24 protein-coding genes and 1 tRNA gene are annotated in these 21,526 nt (G+C 69.3%); 8 read left to right on the forward strand and 17 right to left on the reverse strand.

Going from position 1 to position 21,526, the window contains the following annotated elements; all coding sequences use genetic code 11:
* The gene (locus F5972_RS03870) at positions 1–972 is read left to right on the forward strand and encodes a hypothetical protein (protein ID WP_150931060.1); all 972 of its coding nucleotides are present in this window, start codon (positions 1–3) and stop codon (positions 970–972) included.
* Here the strand turns inward: F5972_RS03870 and F5972_RS03875 are convergent.
* Positions 926–2,260, reverse strand: a complete 1,335-nt coding sequence (locus F5972_RS03875; RefSeq protein WP_150931062.1) for a hypothetical protein — start codon at positions 2,258–2,260, stop codon at positions 926–928. The genes F5972_RS03870 and F5972_RS03875 overlap by 47 nt on opposite strands.
* An 83-nt stretch (positions 2,261–2,343) precedes the next feature.
* Between F5972_RS03875 and F5972_RS03880 the strand changes: the two genes are divergently transcribed.
* Positions 2,344–2,616 carry a hypothetical protein gene (locus tag F5972_RS03880; RefSeq protein WP_225311127.1) on the forward strand — a complete coding sequence of 91 codons (273 nt, stop codon included), beginning with the start codon at positions 2,344–2,346 and terminating at the stop codon, positions 2,614–2,616.
* The gene (locus F5972_RS03885) at positions 2,610–2,948 is read left to right on the forward strand and encodes a type II toxin-antitoxin system PemK/MazF family toxin (RefSeq protein WP_150931065.1); all 339 of its coding nucleotides are present in this window, start codon (positions 2,610–2,612) and stop codon (positions 2,946–2,948) included. The genes F5972_RS03880 and F5972_RS03885 overlap by 7 nt, the downstream gene beginning before the upstream one ends.
* Positions 2,949–3,001: 53 nt before the next feature.
* On the opposite strand, the gene F5972_RS03890 is transcribed toward F5972_RS03885, so the two are convergent.
* From F5972_RS03890 to F5972_RS03920, 7 genes are all read right to left on the reverse strand, one after another.
* Positions 3,002–3,304 (reverse strand): DUF1416 domain-containing protein, encoded by a 303-nt coding sequence (locus F5972_RS03890; RefSeq protein ID WP_150931067.1) that lies wholly within the window; start codon positions 3,302–3,304, stop codon positions 3,002–3,004.
* Positions 3,304–4,143: a sulfurtransferase gene (locus tag F5972_RS03895; RefSeq protein ID WP_150931070.1), complete on the reverse strand. Its 840-nt coding sequence runs from the start codon at positions 4,141–4,143 to the stop codon at positions 3,304–3,306. The genes F5972_RS03890 and F5972_RS03895 overlap by 1 nt, the downstream gene beginning before the upstream one ends.
* Positions 4,144–4,578: 435 nt before the next feature.
* A complete protein-coding gene (locus F5972_RS03900; RefSeq protein ID WP_225311153.1) occupies positions 4,579–4,920 on the reverse strand; it encodes a thioredoxin family protein in 342 nt (113 codons plus the stop codon).
* A gap of 197 nt (positions 4,921–5,117) precedes the next feature.
* Positions 5,118–5,987 carry a zf-HC2 domain-containing protein gene (locus F5972_RS36915; RefSeq protein WP_191909926.1) on the reverse strand — a complete coding sequence of 290 codons (870 nt, stop codon included), beginning with the start codon at positions 5,985–5,987 and terminating at the stop codon, positions 5,118–5,120.
* On the reverse strand, positions 5,984–6,496 hold the full coding sequence (locus tag F5972_RS03910; protein WP_225311128.1) for a sigma-70 family RNA polymerase sigma factor: 513 nt from the start codon (positions 6,494–6,496) through the stop codon (positions 5,984–5,986). Before F5972_RS03910 ends, F5972_RS36915 begins: the two co-directional genes overlap by 4 nt.
* A 73-nt stretch (positions 6,497–6,569) precedes the next feature.
* Positions 6,570–7,250 (reverse strand): LmeA family phospholipid-binding protein, encoded by a 681-nt coding sequence (locus F5972_RS03915; RefSeq protein ID WP_150931072.1) that lies wholly within the window; start codon positions 7,248–7,250, stop codon positions 6,570–6,572.
* Positions 7,251–7,392: 142 nt separating this feature from the next.
* Positions 7,393–7,641 carry a MoaD/ThiS family protein gene (locus F5972_RS03920; protein WP_150931073.1) on the reverse strand — a complete coding sequence of 83 codons (249 nt, stop codon included), beginning with the start codon at positions 7,639–7,641 and terminating at the stop codon, positions 7,393–7,395.
* Between the two features lie 301 nt (positions 7,642–7,942).
* Here F5972_RS03920 and F5972_RS03925 point away from each other — a divergent pair, with 301 nt between their 5' ends.
* Positions 7,943–8,656 carry a winged helix-turn-helix transcriptional regulator gene (locus F5972_RS03925; RefSeq protein ID WP_150931075.1) on the forward strand — a complete coding sequence of 238 codons (714 nt, stop codon included), beginning with the start codon at positions 7,943–7,945 and terminating at the stop codon, positions 8,654–8,656.
* Between the two features lie 57 nt (positions 8,657–8,713).
* Here F5972_RS03925 and F5972_RS03930 read toward each other — a convergent pair whose 3' ends face one another.
* The gene (locus tag F5972_RS03930; protein WP_150931077.1) at positions 8,714–10,537 is read right to left on the reverse strand and encodes a bifunctional metallophosphatase/5'-nucleotidase; all 1,824 of its coding nucleotides are present in this window, start codon (positions 10,535–10,537) and stop codon (positions 8,714–8,716) included.
* 131 nt (positions 10,538–10,668) lie between these two features.
* Between F5972_RS03930 and mshD the strand changes: the two genes are divergently transcribed.
* The gene (mshD, locus tag F5972_RS03935) at positions 10,669–11,586 is read left to right on the forward strand and encodes a mycothiol synthase (RefSeq protein ID WP_150931079.1); all 918 of its coding nucleotides are present in this window, start codon (positions 10,669–10,671) and stop codon (positions 11,584–11,586) included.
* Positions 11,587–11,625: 39 nt separating this feature from the next.
* Here mshD and F5972_RS03940 read toward each other — a convergent pair whose 3' ends face one another.
* The 3 genes from F5972_RS03940 to dcd all read right to left on the reverse strand — a co-directional run bounded on the left by F5972_RS03940 (position 11,626) and on the right by dcd (position 13,973).
* Entirely contained in the window at positions 11,626–12,624 is a 999-nt protein-coding gene (locus F5972_RS03940; protein WP_150931081.1) for an inorganic phosphate transporter, read from the reverse strand.
* Positions 12,625–13,242 carry a DUF47 domain-containing protein gene (locus F5972_RS03945; RefSeq protein ID WP_150931082.1) on the reverse strand — a complete coding sequence of 206 codons (618 nt, stop codon included), beginning with the start codon at positions 13,240–13,242 and terminating at the stop codon, positions 12,625–12,627.
* Between the two features lie 155 nt (positions 13,243–13,397).
* The gene (gene dcd / locus F5972_RS03950) at positions 13,398–13,973 is read right to left on the reverse strand and encodes a dCTP deaminase (RefSeq protein ID WP_150931084.1); all 576 of its coding nucleotides are present in this window, start codon (positions 13,971–13,973) and stop codon (positions 13,398–13,400) included.
* 117 nt (positions 13,974–14,090) lie between these two features.
* Between dcd and F5972_RS03955 the strand changes: the two genes are divergently transcribed.
* Positions 14,091–14,164, forward strand: a tRNA-Gly gene (locus F5972_RS03955).
* 235 nt (positions 14,165–14,399) lie between these two features.
* On the opposite strand, the gene F5972_RS39250 is transcribed toward F5972_RS03955, so the two are convergent.
* The 3 genes from F5972_RS39250 to F5972_RS03970 all read right to left on the reverse strand — a co-directional run bounded on the left by F5972_RS39250 (position 14,400) and on the right by F5972_RS03970 (position 15,897).
* Positions 14,400–14,885 carry an HIT family protein gene (locus F5972_RS39250; protein ID WP_225311129.1) on the reverse strand — a complete coding sequence of 162 codons (486 nt, stop codon included), beginning with the start codon at positions 14,883–14,885 and terminating at the stop codon, positions 14,400–14,402.
* Positions 14,886–15,227: 342 nt separating this feature from the next.
* Positions 15,228–15,656: a type II toxin-antitoxin system VapC family toxin gene (locus F5972_RS03965; protein ID WP_225311130.1), complete on the reverse strand. Its 429-nt coding sequence runs from the start codon at positions 15,654–15,656 to the stop codon at positions 15,228–15,230.
* Positions 15,592–15,897: a CopG family transcriptional regulator gene (locus tag F5972_RS03970; protein WP_225311131.1), complete on the reverse strand. Its 306-nt coding sequence runs from the start codon at positions 15,895–15,897 to the stop codon at positions 15,592–15,594. The genes F5972_RS03965 and F5972_RS03970 overlap by 65 nt, the downstream gene beginning before the upstream one ends.
* Positions 15,898–15,995: 98 nt before the next feature.
* Between F5972_RS03970 and F5972_RS03975 the strand changes: the two genes are divergently transcribed.
* Positions 15,996–16,898 carry an aminoglycoside phosphotransferase family protein gene (locus F5972_RS03975; protein WP_150931318.1) on the forward strand — a complete coding sequence of 301 codons (903 nt, stop codon included), beginning with the start codon at positions 15,996–15,998 and terminating at the stop codon, positions 16,896–16,898.
* Between the two features lie 70 nt (positions 16,899–16,968).
* Here the strand turns inward: F5972_RS03975 and F5972_RS03980 are convergent, their stop codons facing one another.
* A complete protein-coding gene (locus F5972_RS03980) occupies positions 16,969–19,149 on the reverse strand; it encodes an ATP-binding SpoIIE family protein phosphatase (RefSeq protein ID WP_225311132.1) in 2,181 nt (726 codons plus the stop codon).
* 725 nt (positions 19,150–19,874) lie between these two features.
* On the opposite strand from F5972_RS03980, the gene F5972_RS03985 reads away from it, so the two are divergent.
* Positions 19,875–20,480: a hypothetical protein gene (locus tag F5972_RS03985; RefSeq protein WP_150931090.1), complete on the forward strand. Its 606-nt coding sequence runs from the start codon at positions 19,875–19,877 to the stop codon at positions 20,478–20,480.
* Here the strand turns inward: F5972_RS03985 and F5972_RS03990 are convergent, their stop codons facing one another.
* On the reverse strand, positions 20,481–21,524 hold the full coding sequence (locus F5972_RS03990; RefSeq protein WP_150931092.1) for an NAD-dependent epimerase/dehydratase family protein: 1,044 nt from the start codon (positions 21,522–21,524) through the stop codon (positions 20,481–20,483).
* Positions 21,525–21,526: the final 2 nt, after the last annotated feature.

A 21,526-nucleotide genomic window follows, 5' to 3' on the forward strand; every position in this document is an offset into this window, starting at 1 on the left:
ATGGACGGAAATCCGCCGAGGAACGACCAGGACGCCCGCGACTGGTTCGCGCCTCCGGCCGACCAGCCCACCGACATCGCCTCGGACATCACCTACAGCGGCGCGTTGCCGCCGCGGCCCATGCCGACGGCGCCGCCGTCCATCCCGATTCCCGGGAAGCTGGCCCCGCCCACGGACCTGCGCGTGTGGCCGCCTCCGGAGCCCGAGGGCGAGGACGGGTCCACCCAGCCGTTCCCCGCGCTGCGGACGAACCGGCAGCCGCCGCCCCGGGCTCTCGCCCCCACAGCCCTTCCCCCCGCGGCGCCTTCCCCCACAGCGCCTCCCCTCGCCGCCCCGGCGTACGGCGTGCCGGCGGAACCGCCCGGCGCGGACCTCCCCGTAGCAACGGACGCGCCCGCTTCTCCCGTACGGCGGCGGACGGGCCTGCTGATCGGCGGCGCGGTGCTGTCCGTCGCGCTCGCCGTCGCGGCCCCCTCGGTCTTCGGCTACCGGGCCTTCGAGTACGGCCGTCCGGACTACACCGTCCACGTCGTGCCGCCCGGCCAGGCCGGGACCGTGCAGCACGTGTCATGGCAGGCCACCGTCGAGAAGATCAAGGACCCCAGCGGCAAGCGAGACCGGTCCGACCGGCAGTGGATGAAGATCGTGGCCACCAGGACCGCGCTCGACGCCGAGGGCGCCATCCGCCACGGAGCGCCGGCGGATGTCAAGCTCACCGACCGGGCCGGGCGCACCTGGCAGGTGGAGACGCTGAACAACGAGACGCCGCCCGACGTCAATGACAACAAGGTCGGCACGCCGTACCGGATGGAGATGCTCGGGGTGGTCCCGCCCTCGGTGGCCGACCAGGTCGAGGTCACCATCCGCCCGAGCACCTACCGGGACGTGCCCGGGCAGTCGGCGGCGGACTTCGTCAAGGACGCCTTCAGCTCGACGGAGAAGGACGACCAGGTTCTGCGCTTCCGGCGGTGACCGGCTCCCGGCCCTCCGCTCCACCCTCCGTCCGGGCCCGGGTCGCGGCCAGGTCGAACGTGGCGGCGATCAGGCACATGGTCACCAGGGTCACGATCAGATCGGTCACGTAGTCGATCGGCACGTCGGTCGCGAACCAGAGGTACGGCTCCTCGCTCGCGGCAAGATAGCGGCCCGCCCTGCCGAGGAAGTCACCGCCGATGTGCAGTCCGACGTAGCACAGCGCGAAGAGGCCGAACAGCGGCGCGCCCCCGCGGGCCGTCAGGCGCAGGGAGTTCAGCAGCGGGATCCAGCGGCCTGTCCACCCGGCGCTCAGCTTGGCCAGCGCCCGCCTCGTCCAGTCGTGCGTGCGCTCCAGGTGCACCGCCGCCTGCTCCAGGCGCGTCCCCCTGATCGTCGTCTGCGTGTCCTCCGCGTACGCGCCGTAGACGAGGATGCCGACCGTCAGCCACGCGAGCGGGACGGCCAGGGCGTCGATCACGTACGGCCAGACCTCGCCCAGCCACTCCGAGACCTGCTGCCAGCCGGGGATGCCGCCCTCCGCCCCGGCCATGAGGTCGTGCCAGCCGGCGACGGCGGACCGGCCGCCGATCCAGTCGGAGCGCGCCCCCACGGCCGCCGCGACCGCGTTGATGCCGAAGAAGGCGAACGCCAGCTCGCCGAAGGTGGCGAGCACGCCGGAGAACCGGCCGTTCCCCGCCTCGTGGCGGCGGCCGAAGTACCACTTCACCCCGTAGGCGACCGCCATCGTCGCGAGGGAGACCTTCGGGTCCAGGTTGATCAGCCCGGCCATCACCCCGCTGTCGTCGCCGCTGCCCGCGTCGAGCACGTAGCGGTCCGGCTGCCGCATCATGTCGATGTTCACGAAGTCGCGGGCGTCCTCTTTGACGAACCCCCAGGTCGTGTAGATGCCGGCGAAGACGAGGGCGGTCCGGTTGAGGGCGCCCAGCAGGCTCTCCTTGGCCTCGCCGCCGGCACGGCGGGCCCGGGTCTCCAGCAACGCCTCGCGGACGACGTACAGCATGCCGACGGTCGTGGCGAGGGACGTCATCACGACGAGTGTGAACAGGAACATCACCAGGACCAGCCGGGCCTGGTACCACGAGCCGTGCGAGACGGTCGCGGCCAGCAGGAGCAGACCCCACCGGACGAGCCGTCCGAGCGAGAACCAGATGATCAGGGGGAGCGCGCACTTCGCGAGGATCCGCAGGGCGTGCAGCGGCAACGCGTACGGCGACAGCATCCAGGCGAACCTGCGGGGCGCGGGCAGTGCGGACGTTCCGGACACCTGCCGCATGCTATCGGCTCCCGCTTCCCCCTACGGCGCGACGAGGAGCATAATTGTCGTGCAGCTGCACGACAGGAGGGGTGATGGAAGCGGCACACAAGCAGCCCGCTCAAGCGCAGGTCCGGCTGAGCGGCAAAGAATGGGAAGAGCTCCGCGAGACGATGCGGCTGCTCGAGTTGCCGTCCACATCGGACGCGCTGCGCGAGGGCCTGCGACTCCTGCATCATGAGGCCAAAGCCGAAGCGATGGCGCAGAACATCTCCCTGTTCTACCGTCAGCGCTCTGCACCGCCGCCGGAGGGTGATCCCGCTCCCACCGAGGAGGAGTTCGCGGCCGCGGACGCCGCCGAGTGGTGACGTCACTGCCTCCCCTGCGGGGGCAGGTCTGGGTCTGCGCCTTCCCGGCCGGGATCGGTCCCCATCCGGTGGTCGTCCTCACCGTCAACCGCATAGCACGGCCGCTCTCCGGCCTGACGGTGGCACCGATCACAGGGACGCCGGGGCCACCCGAGACCCACGTGCCGGTCGGCCCTGACTCCGGCCTCAAGAAGTACGACGAGTCCTATGTGAACTGCACCGAGCTGCACACAGTGCGCAAGGAACGGCTGAGACGGCCGTTGGGGCTGCTGGCCCCAGGCGAGATGACCGCCGTCGCCGAACGCGTCCGGCTCATCCTGGGGCTGGAATGACGAAGGCCGGTGCGTTCGCGGGAACGCACCGGCCTTCGGGGTGAAGCGGTGGATCAGACGGCGACCGAGAGCTGGGCGACCTCGCCGAGCTTGGCCTCGACGGCGACGTCCTTGGTGACGCCGCCGCCGGCGATGATGCGGACGGTCCACTGGCCGGGAGCGGCGAAGAAGCGGAAGACGCCCTCGTCGGAGACGACGACCTCGCCGGTGAACTCGCCGCTGTGGTCCAGCAGGCGGGCGTACGCCGTGCCGGCGCCGGTGACGACGCCCTGGATCACGGCCTGGTTGGACAGGTCGATGCCGGCCGGTAGCGCGACGGTCTGCTCAGGAGCAGCGCAACCCTGTGTGGTGGTCATCAGCGGGCCTCTCCCAACTCGATCGGCACGCCCACGAGCGAGCCGTACTCGGTCCACGATCCGTCGTAGTTCTTGACGTTGGGCTGGTCGAGCAGCTCGTGCAGCACGAACCAGGTGTGCGCGGAGCGCTCGCCGATGCGGCAGTAGGCGATGGTGTCCTTGGCGAGGTCCACGCCGGCGCCGGAGTAGAGCTCGCGGAGCTCGTCGTCGGAGCGGAAGGTGCCGTCGTCGTTGGCCGCCTTCGACCACGGGATGTTGCGGGCGGTCGGCACGTGGCCGCCGCGCTGCGCCTGCTCCTGCGGCAGGTGGGCAGGGGCGAGCAGCTTGCCGGTGAACTCGTCGGGCGAGCGCACGTCGACCAGGTTCTGCTTGCCGATCGCGGCGACGACGTCGTCGCGGAAGGCGCGGATGTCGTTGTCGGGCTCCTGGGCGGTGTACTGGGTGGCGGGACGCTCGACCGCGTCCTTGACCAGCTCGCGGGACTCCAGCTCCCACTTCTTGCGCCCGCCGTCGAGCAGCTTGACGTTCGCGTGGCCGTACACCTTGAAGTACCAGTAGGCGTAGGAGGCGAACCAGTTGTTGTTGCCACCGTAGAGGATCACGGTGTCGTCGTTGGCGATGCCGCGGGACGAGAGCAGCGCCTCGAAGCCGGCCTTGTCGACGAAGTCGCGGCGGACCGGGTCCTGCAGGTCGGTCCTCCAGTCGATCCTCACGGCGCCGCGGATGTGGCCCTTGTCGTAGGCGCTGGTGTCCTCGTCGACCTCGACGAGCACGACACCCGGTGTGTCGAGGTTGGCCTCGACCCAGTCGGCGTCCACCAGAACGGCGGAGCGGCTCATTGGATTCTCCCAGGTTGTAGACGGCGGATGAGCAGGTACGTTGCGCAGCCCGGGCGGACCCGGACGCTGCGTTGGGGAAGGCGGCCGGCGGTGCCGCTGCCGCACCCAGGGCCTGTACGGTGATCCTCCACGCGAACCCGATCAGTCCCACCGGCGTGGACCCCGGCCCGGCGATCCACCCCGGCGGCACCGAGATTTCGGCGCGCGAGGGCGGCCGTGGATGCGGCCGCGTCGGATCGGGAGCCACGAGGGTCGATGTGCATCGTGGGAAACTCCTGAAGGATTCTCGGAGCGCGGCGTCACGCCGCAGGAATCACCCTCAGGCCATGCGACAGAGCGATGTCGCGACGCGGCAGAAGTCCACCGCCCGCCGCTTCGTGAGCAGCTCTGTCGTGGGAGTCATGGCCACGACAGTACCTTCCGTCTCGACATCTGTCACACCTTGTCCGATGGATGAGATGAACCATGAGACGTTCCATCCACGGCGACGCCGAGAGCGGCGATCACGTCGGCCTTGCGCGGCTGGCCGGACGCCTTTTTCACCACGTTTCCCGCGCCGTCGAGGACGAGCACCGTGGGGGTGCTCCGCACCTCGAACCGCCGGACCAGATCCAGGCGCGACTCCGCGTCGATCTCGACGTGGCGCACGCCCGGCACCAGGCCGGCCACCTCGCCGAGGATCCGGCGGGTCGCCCGGCAGGGCTGGCAGAACGCGGTGGAGAACTGCACGAGCGTGGCCCGCTCCCCCAGCTCGGCGCCGAGGTCGGCGGCCAGGATCAGGCCGAGCTCGCCTCTCGTCGCCGGGGCGTGTTCCACTGCCCGCGTCCTCCCGTCGCGCCGTCCGAGAACCGGCCCGGCGGCCACGTTCGGGACGAGCGTGGCCATCCGGGTCGCGATGCCTGCCATCGCCGTCTGCAACCCTCCGTACGCCGGGGCTGATTCCCGGCCCGTGTCACAGAAAGGTCACAGGACGCTCAGAGCCTCGCGGCGACCAGTGTGCGGCCGTCGGCGCCGGCGAGTTCCACGCGCTCGATCTGGCCGGGGCTCAGCGCCGTCGAGCCCTCGAAGACCATCTTCGGCCCGCGGTACTCCCCGCGCTCGACCGTCCAGGTGCCGAGGACCGAGACGGTGCCGTCCTTCCCGATCACGCGGAGCGCGCACACCGTCCCCGCGGGCACCCCGGCGACCCTCGCGACGACCTGCGTCCCGCCCTCGTGCGGGACGAACCGTACGGTCAGCCGCATGTCGCCGTTGCTGCCGCGGGCCTCCGGTGAGGCGGTGACGGTCGCCTCCGCGGGCGGCTGCTCGACCTTCCTCGCCACGGTGCCGGGCGACGGCACAGGTGAGGCCTGGGCGTTGAAGATCTGCGGGATCTCGTCGTTGCCGGCCTTGGGCGCCTGGGCCGCGGCGGCGTCAGAGGCGGCGCCGGCGGCGGCCGCGCTACCCGCCCCGGCGTCGGGCGCGGTCGCGTACTCCGGTGCGGCGACGGCCGACCCCGCCACGGTGTCCTGCGACGCGGTCTGCGCCGCCGACAGCCAGGCCGTGCCGCCCACGGCCGCGACGACGACGGACGCGGCGAGCGCCAGTAGCACGCGGGACCGGCGCCCTCTCCTCGCCGACGCGGCGACCAGCCGGTCGAGCACGGCGCGCGGCGGCGCGGCGGCGCGCTCGACGTCCTCGGCCGACACGAGCGCCAGCAGGGGCGGCAGCCCCGACAGCGCGGCCAGCTCCGCCCGGCACTCCGCGCAGGTCTCCAGGTGGGCCTCGACCTCGGCGGCCTCCTCCGCGTCAAGCGCCCCGAGGACGTGCACGCCGAGTGAGATCCGCACCTCCTCGCAGGTCATGGTGCCAGCCCCCGTTCCTCCAGGGCGAGTTTGAGCGCTCGGAGGGCGTAGTAGGTCCGCGACTTGACCGTCCCCTGCGGGATGCCGAGGACCTCCGACGCCTCCTTCACCGATCTCCCCCGGTAGTACGTCTCCATGAGCACCTCACGGTGCTCCGGCCTGAGCGAGGCCAGCGCCTCCGCCACCCCCCACGACTCGACGGCGCGGTCGAGCTCGTCGTCGGCGGGCAGCACGGCGAGCGCCTCGTCCCCCGTCTCCTGCGGCCTGGACCGGCGGGCCCGGTGCTGGTCGACGACGATGTTGCGGGCGACGGTGAACAGCCAGGCGCGCACCGGGCGTCCTTCGAGCACCCCGGGGTTGCGCCAGGCCCGGAGCAGCGTCTCCTGCACCACGTCCTCCGCTCTGCCCGGATCGCCGGTCAGCCGCAGCACGTAGCCGTACAACGGCCCAGCGTGGTCATCGAAAAGCGCGCGCACGAGCTCCTCGTCGGCGGTTCCGGCTGGACTCACACCTTCTTCACGTACGAAGCGGCGGAGTGGTTCGGCGGTGTGACCAGCCTCACGCGAGCCGTCACGTGAGCCGTCACCTGAAGGAGACATCACTTGCGGTGCCCTGGACCGCGAGTCCTTCACTGGTCGAGGTGACGCGGGTGACCCGCAGGTTCAGCGGCAGGTTCTTCACCGGGACCGTGAAGGAGATGAGCCGCTCGGGGTTGGGCACCGGAATCGCGCCCGCGAGCCGCACGTTCGCCGGCGTGAGCCGGATCCCGTCCTTGATCGTCTCGATCTTCATGTCGGCGGTGACCGGCACCTGGTTCCCGAGCACGGTCACGTTGCCCGAGACGCGGAGCTTGTCGTCGCCGGTGCCCTCGACCTTGATGCCGGCCGGCGCGTGGGCGGACAGGGTCCGGCGCGAGATGACCACGGTCCCCGCCACCCGGTCGGCTTTGATCTTGGTGGCCGCGGCGTTCTGGATCAGGTCGGCGAGCGGGGCGGTCACGCCGTGGAGCGTGGCGTCGATGCGTTCGAGCCGGACGCCCTCCCGCTCCACCTGGCCGATGCCGATGGCGATCTCCTCGTAGCGCCCGGAGAACGCCTGCGTGAGGAACGGAAGGCCCTTCACCTGCACCGAGGGCGGCTGCGCCAGGTCGTACTGCGCCTCGATCTGGCGGGCGATCTCCCGCTGCACGCCGACGACGGCCACCCGGTCGAGCACGACGAGCAGGATGGCGAGCAGAACCACGGCCACGACCAGCTTGCGCATCCGACTCCTCCGAAAGCGCCCGTACGATCAGCGTAGTGCCCCTGCCCGCGAGATTTGCCTGAGAACGGACAACGTCCGGAGTGGCGCCCATTCGCTGCGTACGCCGCGGGGGGTGAAGCTTGACGGGAGAGGCACGTGCCGCTCATCCCCCGGCGAATGGGGGCAAAACCTCTACCACGAATCCCTCAGGCAACGTGATCGCAGCAGGGTCGCGGGTGCCCGCCGGGGCGCCGTCGACCAGGAAGGACGACCGGCGCAGCACGCGTTCCAGGGCCGCGTTCCGCCCGATCCCCGCGAGCAGGTCCGCCAGCGTGTCCGCGGCGGCGGCCTCCTCCGGCACACCGGCGGCCTCCTTGGCCGCCGCCCAGTAGCGAATCGTCCCCGTGGCCATGCTCAGCCCGCTCCCCTCGTACGCCGTGTCTCGATCCGCGTGTCTCGATCCGCGTGTCTCGGTAGGCGTCCGATCCATGTCACCTCCATGAAAGCTCTCCGTCACCGTCACGTTACGGTCTTAAACCACGTGACGTGTTGTTCACACGGGTGACGCGGATTGGACGCAAAGTTCGTGTGGGCTACCCTACGAATTAATGGACTCGGGCGATGTGGCCCCCGGGTCCTTACATGTTTGTACGGCTGTCGCGGTTTCCAGTGCTGCAAACGGCGCCGAGCCGACATGGTGCGAGGAGGCTCATGTGAGCAATCTGCTCCTGCTGACCAACGCTCTGGAGCCGTCGGCGGAGGTGCTCCCGGCACTCGGACTGCTTCTCCACTCGGTGCGGGTCGCCCCGGCCGAGGCCTCCGCTCTGATCGACGCGCCGCCCGCGGACGCCATTCTGGTCGACGCGCGCCGTGAGCTCGTGCAGGCCAAGAGCCTGTGCCGGCTGCTGCGCACGACCGGCGTCACCTGTCCGCTGATGGCGATCGTGACCGAGGGCGGCCTGGCGGCGATGACGGCGGAGTGGGGCGTGGACGACGTCATCCTCGACACCGCCGGCCCCGCGGAGGTGGAGGCCCGGCTGCGGATGTCCGTCGGGCGGCTGTCGCTGGCCGCCACGGAGGACGTCCCCGACGAGATCCGCAGCGGTGACCTGTCGATCGACGAGGCCACCTACACGGCCAGGCTGCGCGGCCGCGCGCTCGACCTCACGTTCAAGGAGTTCGAGCTGCTCAAGTATCTCGCCCAGCACCCGGGCCGGGTCTTCACCCGGGCCCAGCTGCTCCAGGAGGTCTGGGGCTACGACTACTTCGGCGGCACCCGGACCGTGGACGTCCACGTACGGCGGCTGCGGGCGAAGCTGGGAGCGGAGTACGAGGCGCTCATCGGCACGGTCCGCAACGTCGGCTACCGGTTCGTGCCCGACCGCGGCGGCGAGCAGCAGGCCGAGGCCGAGCCCGTCAGACGCTGACTCCGGGCCTGAAGGCCCGCCCCCGCGGCGGGGGGCGGGCCTTCTGGCGTCCGCTTCCTACCGGATGAGGTTGATCCGTCCGGTGGCCGGCGGGGCGATCGGCGAGTGCGCGCCCATGTAGGCGACGAACGCGTCGATGTCCAGCGGGCCGCTCCACAGGTTGGTGCCCTGGGTGAAGACGGTGAAGCCGTCGCCACCGCCGACGAGGAAGTTGTTGGCGGCCACCCGGATCTGCTGGGCGTCGGTCACCGCGGTTCCGTTGATCTTGATGTCGGAGACCCGCGAGCCCTCTGGCTTGGTGGTGTCGAAGGTGTAGGTCAGCGACGAGGACGGCTGCAGGATCCGCTGGGTGATGCCGCCCGTGGTCGGGTCGACCTTCCAGATCTGCTGCTCAAGCAGCGCCTTGAGCTGGGCCCCGGTGAGCGTGACCACCTGCATGAGGTTGTTGAACGGCTGCACCGTGAAGGCCTCGCCGTACGTCACGACCCCGTCGCCCTCCGCGCCGCTCTGCGGGAAGGTCAGGTCGGCGCGGACGCCGCCCGGGTTCATCAGCGCGATCTCGGCGTTGCCGCCGGTCTTGGTCGCCTCCAACTGCGCGTCGGCGATCAGGTCGCCGAGCGGGGTCTCACCCACGTTGGTGCCGCGCCCGATGGTGGCGGTGATCTTGCCGATCGGCCTGTTGGCGACGGTGGAGACCCGCTCCTTCCAGGTGTTGATGTACGTCTCGGTGTCGGCGTCCGGGGTGACGGTGCGGGTCACCACGTTGTTCTTGGCGACGACGCTGGAGCGGACGACGTCCTTGGTCCTACGGTCGATCTTGAAGTCGATCTGGGTGATCGCGCGGCCGAACGAGGAGCCCTGGGTGTAGACGCGGTCCTGACCGGCCGGGTCCTTCACCTTGCAGACGTACGCCTGGTGGCTGTGGCCGCTGATGACCAGGTCGATCTGCGGGTCGAGCCCCTTGGCGATCCGCGAGCCTGCGCCGGGGACGACCGGGCAGGAGCTGGGGTCCTGGTTGGGCGTGATGTTGTCGCCCTCGTGCACCAGCACGACCTGCGCCTTGACGCCCTTGTGGGTGAGGAGCTTCGACACCTTGTTCGCGGCGGCGATCTCCTCGGTGAACTTGAGGCCCACGATGCCGGAGGCGGTGACGATGCTGGGAGTGGTCTGGGTCACGAGGCCGATGAAGGCGACGTCCATCCCGTTGATCTTCTTGACGAAGTAGGGCGGCAGGGCGTAGTCGCCGTTCGCCTCCTTCAGCACGTTGGCCCCGAGGTAGTCGAAGCTCGTGCCCTTCCACTTCCCGGCCGGGGAGCAGCCGTCGACCGGGTGGCAGCCGCCGTTCATGATGCGCTTGAGCTCGTTGATGCCCTCGTCGAACTCGTGGTTGCCCGCCGAGGAGGTGGCGAGGCCGAGCGTGTCGAGCAGCGCGGCGGTCGGCTCGTCGTGGTAGGCCGCGGACAGCAGCGGCGAGGCGCCGATGAGGTCGCCCGCGCCCACCAGGAGGGTGTTGCGGTCGCGCAGCTGCTTGAGGTGCGCGGCCAGGTAGGAGGCGCCGCCGGCGATCGAGTACTTGGCCCCCGCGATGCCGGTGAGCGAGCCGTCCGTGTCGGTGAGCGGCCCGTTGGGGTCGAGGATCCGGGAGCTGGACCCGGTCGGGGGCTCCAGGTTGCCGTGCAGGTCGTTGATGGTCAGCAGCCGGACGGAGACGGAGGGGTCGGGCTTGTGGCCGTGGCCGGCCGGGGGCTTCGGCCCGTGGTTCGTTCCATGGGAAACCGCCTGGGAAGCGGGATCGGCGGCGGCCGGGCTCACGGTGAGAGCCGCGGCGCTCAGGATCGCGGCGCCGGCGACGGCCAGTCGCGTCAGGGATGCTCGGGTCATGACCCCCGACAGTAGAACGGCGATCTGATCGGGAAATGGCGCAAAGATTACGATTCAGGGAGGCCACACCTGGCGTGTATTGCCGAAGCCCGCCGCCGGGGCGCGCCGGTCCCTCGCCTATGGTGCGAGACATGAACGTACGCGTGGAGATCACGGAAAGGCTCGATGACGAGCGGATTACGGCCGTGCTCGCTCTGGTGGAGGCGGCCGCCGAGGTCGACGGGGTGCGGCCGCTCAACGAGCACGTGATGCTCCAGGTGCGCTACGGCGGCGTGCCAGGGGCGAGAGCCGTACTGCTGCACAAGGACGGCGACCTGGCCGGTTTCGCCCACCTCGACCCGCCCGGCGACCCGGGCGGCCCCGAGGAGGGACCGAGCGGCGAACTCGTGGTGCGTCCGGCCCTCCGCGGGCTCGGCCTGGGCAGGCGGTTGCTGGACGCGGTGCTGGAGACGAGCGGCGGCAGGATCCGCCTGTGGGCGCACGGCGACCTGCCCGCCGCCGCCCGCCTCGCCGCGAGCGCGGGTCTGACCCGGGCGCGGTCGCTGTGGCGGATGCGCCGGCCGCTGGCGGAGCCTCTGCCCACCGCCCCGCTCCCCGAAGGCGTACGGCTGCGCACGTTCGAGCCCGGGCGCGACGAGCAGGCCTGGCTCGCGCTCAACGCGCAGGCCTTCGCCGCCCACCCCGAGCAGGGCTCCTGGACCATCGACGACCTTGAGCTGCGCGAACGCGAGCCGTGGTTCGACCCCGCGGGCTTCTTCCTCGCCGTACGGGGCGACACGCCGGTGGGCTTCCACTGGACCAAGGTGCACCGGGACGGCGACGGCGAGGACCGTGAGCCGATCGGCGAGGTGTACGTCGTGGGGGTCGGGCCCGGCGAGCGCGGCACGGGCCTCGGCCGGGCGCTGACGCTCGCCGGGCTCGCGCACCTGCGCGGCCTCGGCCTGGCCCGGGTGACGCTCTACGTGGACGAGGAGAACGCCGCGGCGGTCCGGCTCTACGAGTCGCTCGGGTTCACCCGGTGGATCACGGACGTGATGTACCGCCGGTGACGTCGGCGGGCCGGTCCCGAGGGGCGCCGGCCCGCCGGGTCATCCGAGGATGAGGTTGAGGATGAAGTAGCCGATCGCGGCGACGACGGCCGCCGCCGGGATCGTCAGGACCCACGCGGTCACGATGCTGCCCGCGATGCCCCACCGTACGGCCGACAGCCGCTTGGTCGCGCCGACTCCCATGATGGCGCTGGTGATGGTGTGGGTGGTCGAGATGGGCGCGCCGAACCCGAGGGCCGCCGTGTAGAGCACGCCCGCCGCGGCGGCCTCGGCCGCGAAGCCCTGCGGAGGGTCGAGGTGGATGATCCGGCGGCCGAGGGTACGCATGATCCGCCACCCGCCGGCGTACGTGCCGAGGGAGATCGCCAGCGCCGAGGAGGTGATGACCCATTCGGGGATGTGCGAGTCGGGAGAGGCGTAGCCGCCGACGACCAGGGCGAGGAAGATCACGCCCATCGTCTTCTGCGCGTCCTGCAGGCCGTGGCCGAGGGCCATCGCGGCCGCCGACAGCGTCTGGGCGTACCGGAACCCCTTGCTGGCTTTGTGGGGGTTGGCCTTACGGAAGATCCATAAAATGGCGATCATGATGATCGCGCCCAGGAGGAGCCCCACGACGGGGGACAGCACCATGGGGATGACGACCTTCTCGATCACCCCGCTCCAGTGCACGGACGCGCTCGCTGCCAGCGCCGAGCCGACGAGCCCGCCGATCAGGGCGTGGCTGCTCGACGACGGCAGGCCGAAGTACCAGGTGATGAGGTTCCACACGATGGCGCCGAACAGCGCCCCGCCGACGATGATCAGGCCGTGCCTGCCGTCCGGGGCGTCGATGATCCCCTTGCCCACGGTCGAGGCGACCGAGGTGCCGAGGTGGGCGCCGATGAAGTTCATGATCGCCGCCATGAGCAGCGCCACCCGGGGGGTCAGCGCCCGGGTGGAGACCGACGTGGCGATCGCGTTCGCGGCGTCGTGGAAGCCGTTCGTGTAGTCGAACACCAGCGCGATGACGACCACGCTGATGACAAGCGCGAGCTCCACTTAGCTTTCCTTGACCGCGATCGTCTCGACCGTGTTCGCGACGTGCTCGAAGGCGTCCGCGGCGAGCTCGAGCTGCTCGATGACCTCACGCATCTTCATGACGGTCAGCGCGTCGTACTCACCGCTGAACAGCTTGGCCAGCAGCCGGCGGTAGACCTGGTCGGCCTGGTTCTCCAGCCGGTTGATCTCGATCCAGTACTCGTTGAGGTGCTGCATCGAGCGCAGGCGCGGCATCGCGTCGGCGGTTAGCTCGGCCGCCCTCTCCAGGACCTCGACCTGGCGTACGACCTCCTTGGGCAGGTGGTCGATCTGGTAGAGGACGATCAGGTCGGCGGCGGCCTCCATGAAGTCCATCACGTCGTCGAGGTTCGACGCGAGGCGGTAGATGTCCTCGCGGTCGAAGGGCGTGATGAAGCTCTCGTTGAGCCGGTTCATGATGGCGTGAGTGCGCTCGTCGCCCGCGTGTTCGCAGGCGCGCATCTTCTCGGCCAGGGCGTCACGGTCGGAACCGTCGCTGATGATCTCGACCAGCAGACGCGATGCGGTGACGAGGTTGTTCGCCGAGTCGGCGAACAAGTCGTAGTAGCTGTCCTCACGGGGCGTGAGACGCAGGCGCACGTCGTTTCTCCAGTGTGCGGGGACGGTCCGCAGAGAAGGGTACGGGTTACCAGTGGAAATGCGAAGTTCAGGCCATGCAGGCCCGCTTGTAACCTACTCTTCCCCTCCGAGCTGCCCGGAACGGCTCCCGTGACACACTTGTTGCGTGGTTCGGCTCAGATCCTCGTCCGGTGGAAGTTGAGGAACGACCGGCTTGGCGTCGGCCCCCGCTGCCCCTGGTAGCGCGAGCCGTACCGGTCCGAACCGTACGGGAACTCGGCGGGCGAGCTGAGCCGGAACATGCAGAGCTGGCCGATCTTCATGCCGGGCCACAGCTTGATCGGCAGCGTGGCGACGTTCGAGAGTTCGAGCGTCACGTGCCCCTGGAAGCCGGGGTCGATGAACCCGGCGGTGGAGTGCGTGAGCAGGCCCAGCCGGCCCAGGCTCGACTTGCCCTCAAGCCGCGAGGCGATGTCGTCCGGAAGGCTGATCACCTCGTACGTGCTGGCGAGCACGAACTCCCCCGGATGCAGGATGAACGGCTCGTCGCCCTCCGGCTCCACCTGCCGGGTCAGGTCGGGCTGCTCCATCGCCGGGTCGATGTGCGGGTAGCGGTGGTTCTCGAACACCCGGAAGTAGCGGTCCAGACGTACGTCGACACTGGACGGCTGGATCATCACCGGGTCGAAGGGGTCGAGCTTCACCCTGCCCGACTCGATCTCGGCGCGAAGGTCACGATCGGAAAGCAGCACGGTGCCAGGCTAGTAGGCCCGTTGAGCGCCGGTGCCGGGGATCTTCGCGTCGGGACTGCAGGAACACGCCCCGAATCCGCTACAGTAGGGGCAGCGACGGGCTCCACAGCCCGTCACGCGGGTGTAGTTCAATGGCAGAACATCAGCTTCCCAAGCTGACAGCGCGGGTTCGATTCCCGTCACCCGCTCCACCCACGAATGCCCAGGTCAGGACGTGAACCCAGACCCGGGCCTTGATTGTTTCCGAAGCTCTTTGATCTTCGCGTGCCATTAGCGTGCCATTAGCCCTTGGTCAGCTCACCGGAACTGGCAGCCCGGCTGGGCCGTCGCCCTCGTCGTCATCGCGCCGGATGATCTGCCGGTCGATGGCGGTCCGGGACTTTGTTCCTCAACCCTGGCCCTTCGAGCTCAACCCGGACGGAAACGTCAGCTCTTGAGGTCCCTCGACGATCGCTTGCTGAGCGCCTTGCGGAGCTGAGCCGCCTGCTGCGCTCGGACCTCGAAGGGAATCTCGATCTTACCTGGGTCCGAAAGGATGAATCCGTCATCGGGGGAACGAGGGATCACAGGGACGTGGAGATGAGAAAGCGTCTGGCCTGGGATGTTGTCGTTCTGCAGAACCATGCTCCCGGGTGCTCCAAACGCTTCCCGAACGGCGGCGGTCACTTGGCCCACCACGTCGAACAGCTCAGCCAAAAGATCGCGAGGGGCAGTATGAAGACTCGTCACGTGAGCAGTCGGAAGCACGAGACAGTGACCAAGGTTCTTTGCTCGCTGTGAAGGGACGGGCAGGACGAAGACGTTGGCAGTGCGAGAGGCGACAAGCTCCCCGTCTACGTCACCGGCACCGGCACCGGCACCGGCACCGATGAGACAAAAGGGGCATGCGCTATCTGCTGAATTCTCGGCCACCTTGGGATAACGCGTCCACCCAAATATCTGGCGGTTCAGATGTACGGTCCAGCCACGATCAGAAGGTCAGAGCGTGCCCGTTCGGTTGGTGATCAGCGGGAAGCTACGGGAACTCACAGTGACTCGACGGCCATAGGCCCAGGTCAGTGTTTGCCCAGCTCAGGTGGTGTGATCTTGAAAGACTTCCCAAGCTGACAGCGGGGGTTCGATGCCCATCACCCGCTCTCACGGTGAAAGCCGAGGTAGACCGACGATTCGGCACTTGGGCTTTGATGTCATCGATCTCCGCGTGCCATTTGCGTCATGACTACCCTGCCAGAGCCAACGGGACAGGATCACGACTCAAACTTTGATGACAGTGACGCGCCCACCGCACAGGGCAGCGAGGTCCTCAGGATCGCAGGTGAGGACCGTGACGGGGCCCGGGGCAGCGAGGGCGATGGCGCTGAGCATGGCATCGATGGCGTGCTTGTGCCCGTGCAAGCCGGCGTTGGACAGAAGTGTGGCGGCATGACGGGCGATTGGCTCGGTGACCGGCTCGATGACAAGGCGGGACAGCGTCCACTCCAGAGCCGGCCAATTGACGCGAGGGTGGACTACCTCGACAAGAGTGGCGGCAGAGGTGATGACGCGGAGGTCGTCAGCACGAGCGAGAGAGAGCCGTGCGGTGACCGCACGGTCGCGCAGGACAGCCTTGGCCAGTCCCTCACTGTCGAGGACGAGAGTGCCGCCCGGAACGGCGAGAGGACGGGTCACGTAGCCGCTCATCATTGCCCTGTCCCTGCCGGGCCCGGTGGAGTTGGTCGCGTAGCGCCTGGACCTCGTCGTCGGTGAAGGGGCCGTGCTCGGCCTCGGCGACCTGAATGAGTTCACTGAGGTTGTCGCGCTCGATCTGGCGGGCGACGGCGGCGGTGACGTAGGCGGACAGCCCAGAGGGGCCACTCCGGGATCGGGCGGCCTCGGCGATGTCACGCGGCATGGTGATCGAATACTTACCAGCAGGCTCGCCCATACTCTCTATCCTGCTCCTCATCCTCCCGCCACTGAGGTCCGCAGAGCCGAAACACGTTGCAGAAGAAGACTGGGACGAGGAAGGCTGCCGGCGTGAAGATGCACGCCAACCAGCTGACGGTGACCCTGGAGACGGTGCGCATATTGGTCGACGGGCAGTTCCCTGAGTGGCGAAGCCTGCCCATCACCCGCATCGCCGCCCATGGAACTGTCAACGCCATCTTTCGCATCGGCGACCGCTTCGCAGCTCGGTTCCCCCTACTCCCCGGAGACATCGGCCCAACGCGGCGCCGGCTGGAGTCCGAAGCGGCAGCAGCGCGCGAGCTGGCGGGTCGAACGCGGTTTCCCACGCCCGAGCCGGTCGCGCTCGGCGAACCCGGCGCGGGATACCCGCTTCCGTGGTCGGTGCAGACGTGGCTGCCCGGTGTCGTGGCCACCGACGAGGACCCGGCCGAATCGGTCGCATTCGCCCACGACCTGGCCGATCTCATCAATGACCTGCGCGCGATCGACACACGTGGCCGCACGTTCGCCGGCAGAGGCCGGGGAGGCGACCTTCAAGCCCACGACGCGTGGATGGAGACCTGTTTCAAGCACAGCGAACGGCTCCTGGACGTTCGCCGGCTTCGCCGGATGTGGGAAGACCTTCGACGTCTCCCACGCGAAGCAGCCGACGTGATGACCCACAGTGATCTCATTCCCGGCAACATCCTCGTGTCCGCTGGTCGGCTGGCCGGGATTCTCGACGTCGGCGGCTTCGGACCGGCCGACCCTGCTCTGGATCTCGTGAGTGCCTGGCATCTGCTCGAGGCCGGGCCGCGGCAGGTGCTCCGCCTCGACCTCGAGTGCGAAGACCTTGAATGGGAACGAGGCAAGGCGTGGGCCTTCGAACAGGCGATGGGGCTCGTCTGGTACTACCTGGAAACCAACCCGGCCATGAGCCAGATAGGCCAACGCACCCTGGAACGCATCCTGGCAGATACCCCCTCGGAGCACCGATGAGGAGGGCCGTCGTGCCAGAACGGATGTGGAGGTAGATCAACGCGGCCCGCGGCTCGGAGGAGAGTCCATCTCACCCGAGGGGCCGTTTCGCGCTGTCGTCAGCAGGGAGGGATTGCTCGGTCCAGATGCATTTGCCGTCATAGAGGTAGCGGGCGCCCCAGCGCCGGGAGAGGGCGGCCACCAACTGCAGGCCCCGGCCGCCTTCGTCGGTGTAGGAGGCGTGGCGGATGCGTGGGGTACTGAGGCTGCCGTCGTAGACCTCGCAGATCAGAGAGCGGCTGCGCAGCAGGCGCAGGCGCATTGGGCCCTTCGCGTGCCGGATCACGTTGCCGACGAGCTCGCTGGCCAGAAGTTCGGTGGTGACCGTCAGATCGTCCAGTCCCCAGATGGCCAATTGTTTGCGGACATATCTGCGGGCCTGTCCGGCTGCCCTGGGATCGTCGGGGAGGCTGCAGGTGGCGACATCGTCGGCGGCGGTACCGTGAGTGTGGGCGATGAACAGGGCGGCGTCATCGTCGGTCTGTTCGCGGGCGGGCAGCAGCGCCGAAACGACCGTGTCGCAGAGATCCTCCAGGCGCCCGACGTCGTCGCACTGGCCTCCCGACCAGAGGTCAGGAATGCGGGGCACGGCCTGGGCCAGGATCCGGCAGAGCTGAGCCAGTCCCTGGTCGATGTCGCGGGTGGCGGATTCGACCAGACCGTCGGTGCAGAGCACCAGCAGGCTCTCCTCAGCTAGATGCAATTCGTGGATCTCGAAGGGCGGTTCCGCGGCGCCCAGCGGCGGATCGGCGGCCAGACGGGGGCACAGCACGGTGCCGTCGGGGTGGACGATGACCGGTGGGGGATGACCGGCCAGGCAGAGCGTACAGGTCCGGGTGGTGGGATCGAAGACGGCGTACAGGCAGGTGGCGTAGAAGTCGTCACCGAGGTCGCTGACCAGGTCGTTGAGGTGGCCGATCAATTCGTCGGGCGGCAGGTCGAGGTCGGCGAGGGTGCGTACAGCGGTGCGCAGGCGACCCATGGTGACTGCCTCGGTGATGCCGTGCCCCATGACGTCGCCGATCACCATGGCGACCCGGCCGCCGGACAGCGGGATCAGGTCGTACCAGTCGCCGCCCACCTCCTCGCCCCGGCCCGCGGGCAGGTAGCGCGCAGCGGCGCAGGCCATGGGGAGACGGGGAAGCTCCCGGGGAAGCAGGCCGCGCTGCAGTTCCTGCGCGCGGGCGTGTTCCACGTCGTACAACCGGGCCCGTTCCAGCGCTTGGCCGACCAGACCGCCCAACGCCGTCAGCAGGGTGCGCTCCTCGTCGCTGAAGACACGTTCCCGGGTGAACGACACCACACATACGCCGATGGCCCGCCCGGAGGCGATCACGGGCAGGAGCGCCCAGGCGTTCTTCGGTGACGCCTCCGCCACGATCGCCATCGTTGGATAGCGCCGGCGAAACTCATCGCGCGATCCGATGAACCGGGGAGTACCGGTCGCCAGCACATCGGTCACCGATGCGGTTTCGGTGAGCGGGACCCGGTCGAGAAGACTGAGGAATTCCTGCGGGTACCCGGCGGCGCCGACCACATCCACTCGGTCGCCTTCGATCAGCCAGACCACGAGCCCGTCGGCACAGAACGGTGGCAGGACATGGTCCGCGACGGCCTGCACGACGTCCCGGCTGGTGACGGCCTCGGCGAGCGCCGCGGTGAGCTCGCCCATCCGGACCGTCTGCTCGGACCCTGCCGCCGAAGTAAGGCCCGGCGCCGTGCCGGGCAAGCCTTCCAGGCGCGCGGCGGCCCATGCCGCTACCGCACCGAGAAAAGAACGCTGCTCGTCGTCCGGCTCGGCGGGCCCTGCCGTAAGCACGGACAACACCCCGACCGGCCCGTCTGCGCCTGGGAGGGGCAGTGCCGCCGTACCGACTGCCCCAATCCCCAAGCTGTCCCCGCACACCCAGACGTAGCCACCACGCCGCACGGCGCGTGTGGGCGCCACGTCCTGCACGGTGCGAAGATCTGCCCACGCCTCGGCGGCCTCCGGGAGAAGCCCGCTGGCCGCCGCCAGGTGCAGGGAACCGGTAGCGGAATCGCACCTGTGCACGAGGGCGGCCAGACCGCCCAGGCTCGTCGTCGCCTGCTGGAGAGCCAGCGTCAGCGTCTGCGAGCTCCACTGCCCTTTGTCCGAGGCCCGCACAACGCCGAGCCGCTCCGCCTGCGGCTGCTCAGCGTGGCCCTCGGACCTGACTTTCGCGGCCGCCACCTCACCTCCCGGCATAAGTGCGATAATGGGGCAAATCACCACTTATGTGCATCTACACTAGCTTTCACCGTCATACGCGGCGCTTTCGGGGGGCCGCCACACTCCGCCGCTTCGTGTGCGCCCTTGGCAACACGGCCCGGTGAAGCCGGCCGCGTTCATCGCCACCCTGAGGACCGAGCCTGACATCCCGTACGCGGTCTCCTGCGGGGCGCTGGGTCGATCGACTGCTTGGCCATAGGAGTGGCCAGCCCGTGCCCGAAGGGCCTCGCGCCCGGGGACGCCCGCGTCACGCCTGGCCGAGGCGGTGATCTCGAATGTGGGTGACAACCCGGGCGCCCCTAAGAGCTCGTCGGCGAGGCGACGCCCCCCCTGTCCAGGAGCGTAGCGATCACACCGACCGATTACCGTTCCACCAGCAGATCTTCGACCCGTTCCGACAGATCGCCTTCTCCGGATACGCCGATCCCAGCGATAGACAGCCGACGACGCCGGTGAGGCGTGCGCGCCGCGCGGAAAATTCAGGTCGTGGGCTGAACGAGCTCGCCCTCTCTCTCATCTTCGATCCCAGTGCATGTGAAGAACAAGACTGTGATCACACGAGATACCTGAGGACACTCGTGTGCATGAAGCCTCCCCGCACCGCCCCAGGGAGCGACAGGACGCTCACCGAAGCTCTGGCGCACGTACGTTGGATCGCCGGTGGAACAGGAGCCGGCAAGAGCACAGTGACCATGGCGCTGGCCCGCCGGCACGACGCCCGGCGCTACGACGGTGACCGAGCGGAACACGACTGGGTGACCCGGAGCACGCAGCAGCGTCACCCTCACCTGCACGCCCTGGCAGGCGCTGCGCCCGGACAGGCGTGGGCGGGCCGGTCGGCGCAGGAGGTGTTCCAGTCGATGCCAAGCCTGCACGGAGAGATGATCGGCTTCCTCACCGAGGATCTCCTTGCCCTTCCCGACGACCGGATCGTCCTGGTCGACTACTTCGGCGTCCTGCCTCGCGACGTCGCACCCCTGCTTGCCGGCTTTCACCAGGCGGTGTTCCTGCTGCCTTCCCCCGAGTTCCGCCGGCGTGTTCTGGCCATGCGCTATGCCGACCGTCTGCGGGCAGGAGCGACGTGGGGATCCCACGATCCAGAAGAAATGCTCGCCAAGCGCCTCGCCCGAGACGCGCTGTGGGATGAGGAGGTCCGCCGGCAGGCCGCCGCCTACGGGCTGCGTACGCTCTCGGTGGACGGCACCCGTCCCGTCGAAGACCTCGTCGCCGAGGTGGCCACCCATCTCCGCCTGTCTCGGGCACCGGATGCTCCTCAACGGACCGATGGGTGATCAAGTGTCGCGTCGGCGTCCTGCGAGAAACCTGTCTTCGGCCGCGTAGTCGAAGAATCGGCTGAAACGCGGGTCGTCCGCCCTGGGCAAAATTCCCGCTCGGCCGCCGTTCCGTACGGCGTCGACGAGCCAGTCGACCTCGGCGGCGACCGTTGTCGCGTAGTCCCCCGCGGGCCGGTATCCGAGTTCCACGGCGGCCGACATGTCAAGCACGACCGGATGCGCCGAGTCCCACGGGGTCAGGCCGAGGTCCGGGTCCGCCGAGTCGTCGAGCAGCACTTCCTCCCGGTCGTGTCCGAGGTGCCGGGCGATCGCGCGGGAGATGTCGAGGGCACTCGGGACGTCCGGATCGGCGATGTTGAGGACGCGGGCGCCCGGCGCATGGGCGACGGTCTCGATGAGCGCGGCCACGTTGACCGCGGCCGTCGGGTGCACGGTTCCACTCCCACGGCGGGCGAGCAGCACAGCGGCACGCCGGTCCAGGGCGCGCTTGACGAAAACCCACTCGCGCGGGAAGGCCGCGCCTACGCCGTGGACCAAGGAGGGGCGCAGGACGGTGACAGGCAGACCGCTGTCGAGTGCCACGTGCTCGGCCGCGACCTTGTTGGCGCCGTACCCCTCCCGGGAGTTGTGGTCGACGTCGCTGGGCGCCATGGTGGCCTGCGTCTCCCGGATCGGCCCGTCGTACCGCGGCTCGACGTCGGAGTTGGGGTGGTTGCCGTGGGCGTCGACGTAGACGGCCTTGCTGGAGATGAGCACCGTCGAGTCGGCGTCCTTGGCCAACGGAAGCAGGAGTCGCGCGTCGGCGGCGGTGTAGCAGACGCAGTCGACGAGCAGCTCCGCGCCGTCAGCGAGGGCGGCCCGAAGCCGGCCCGCGTCGGCGCGGTCCGCCGGAACGAATTCGGCCCCGGCGGCAGCGACCTCGGACGGCATGTTGGCGGGGTCGCGACCGGTGACGGTTACCCGCCATCCGGTGGCGAGGAGGCGGAGCGCGGTGGCCCGGCCGAGCATGCCGGTTCCGCCGAGGATGAGTGCACGAGGCATCG

The organism is Microbispora cellulosiformans (assembly GCF_008728085.1).
GTDB classification, from domain to species: domain Bacteria; phylum Actinomycetota; class Actinomycetes; order Streptosporangiales; family Streptosporangiaceae; genus Microbispora; species Microbispora amethystogenes.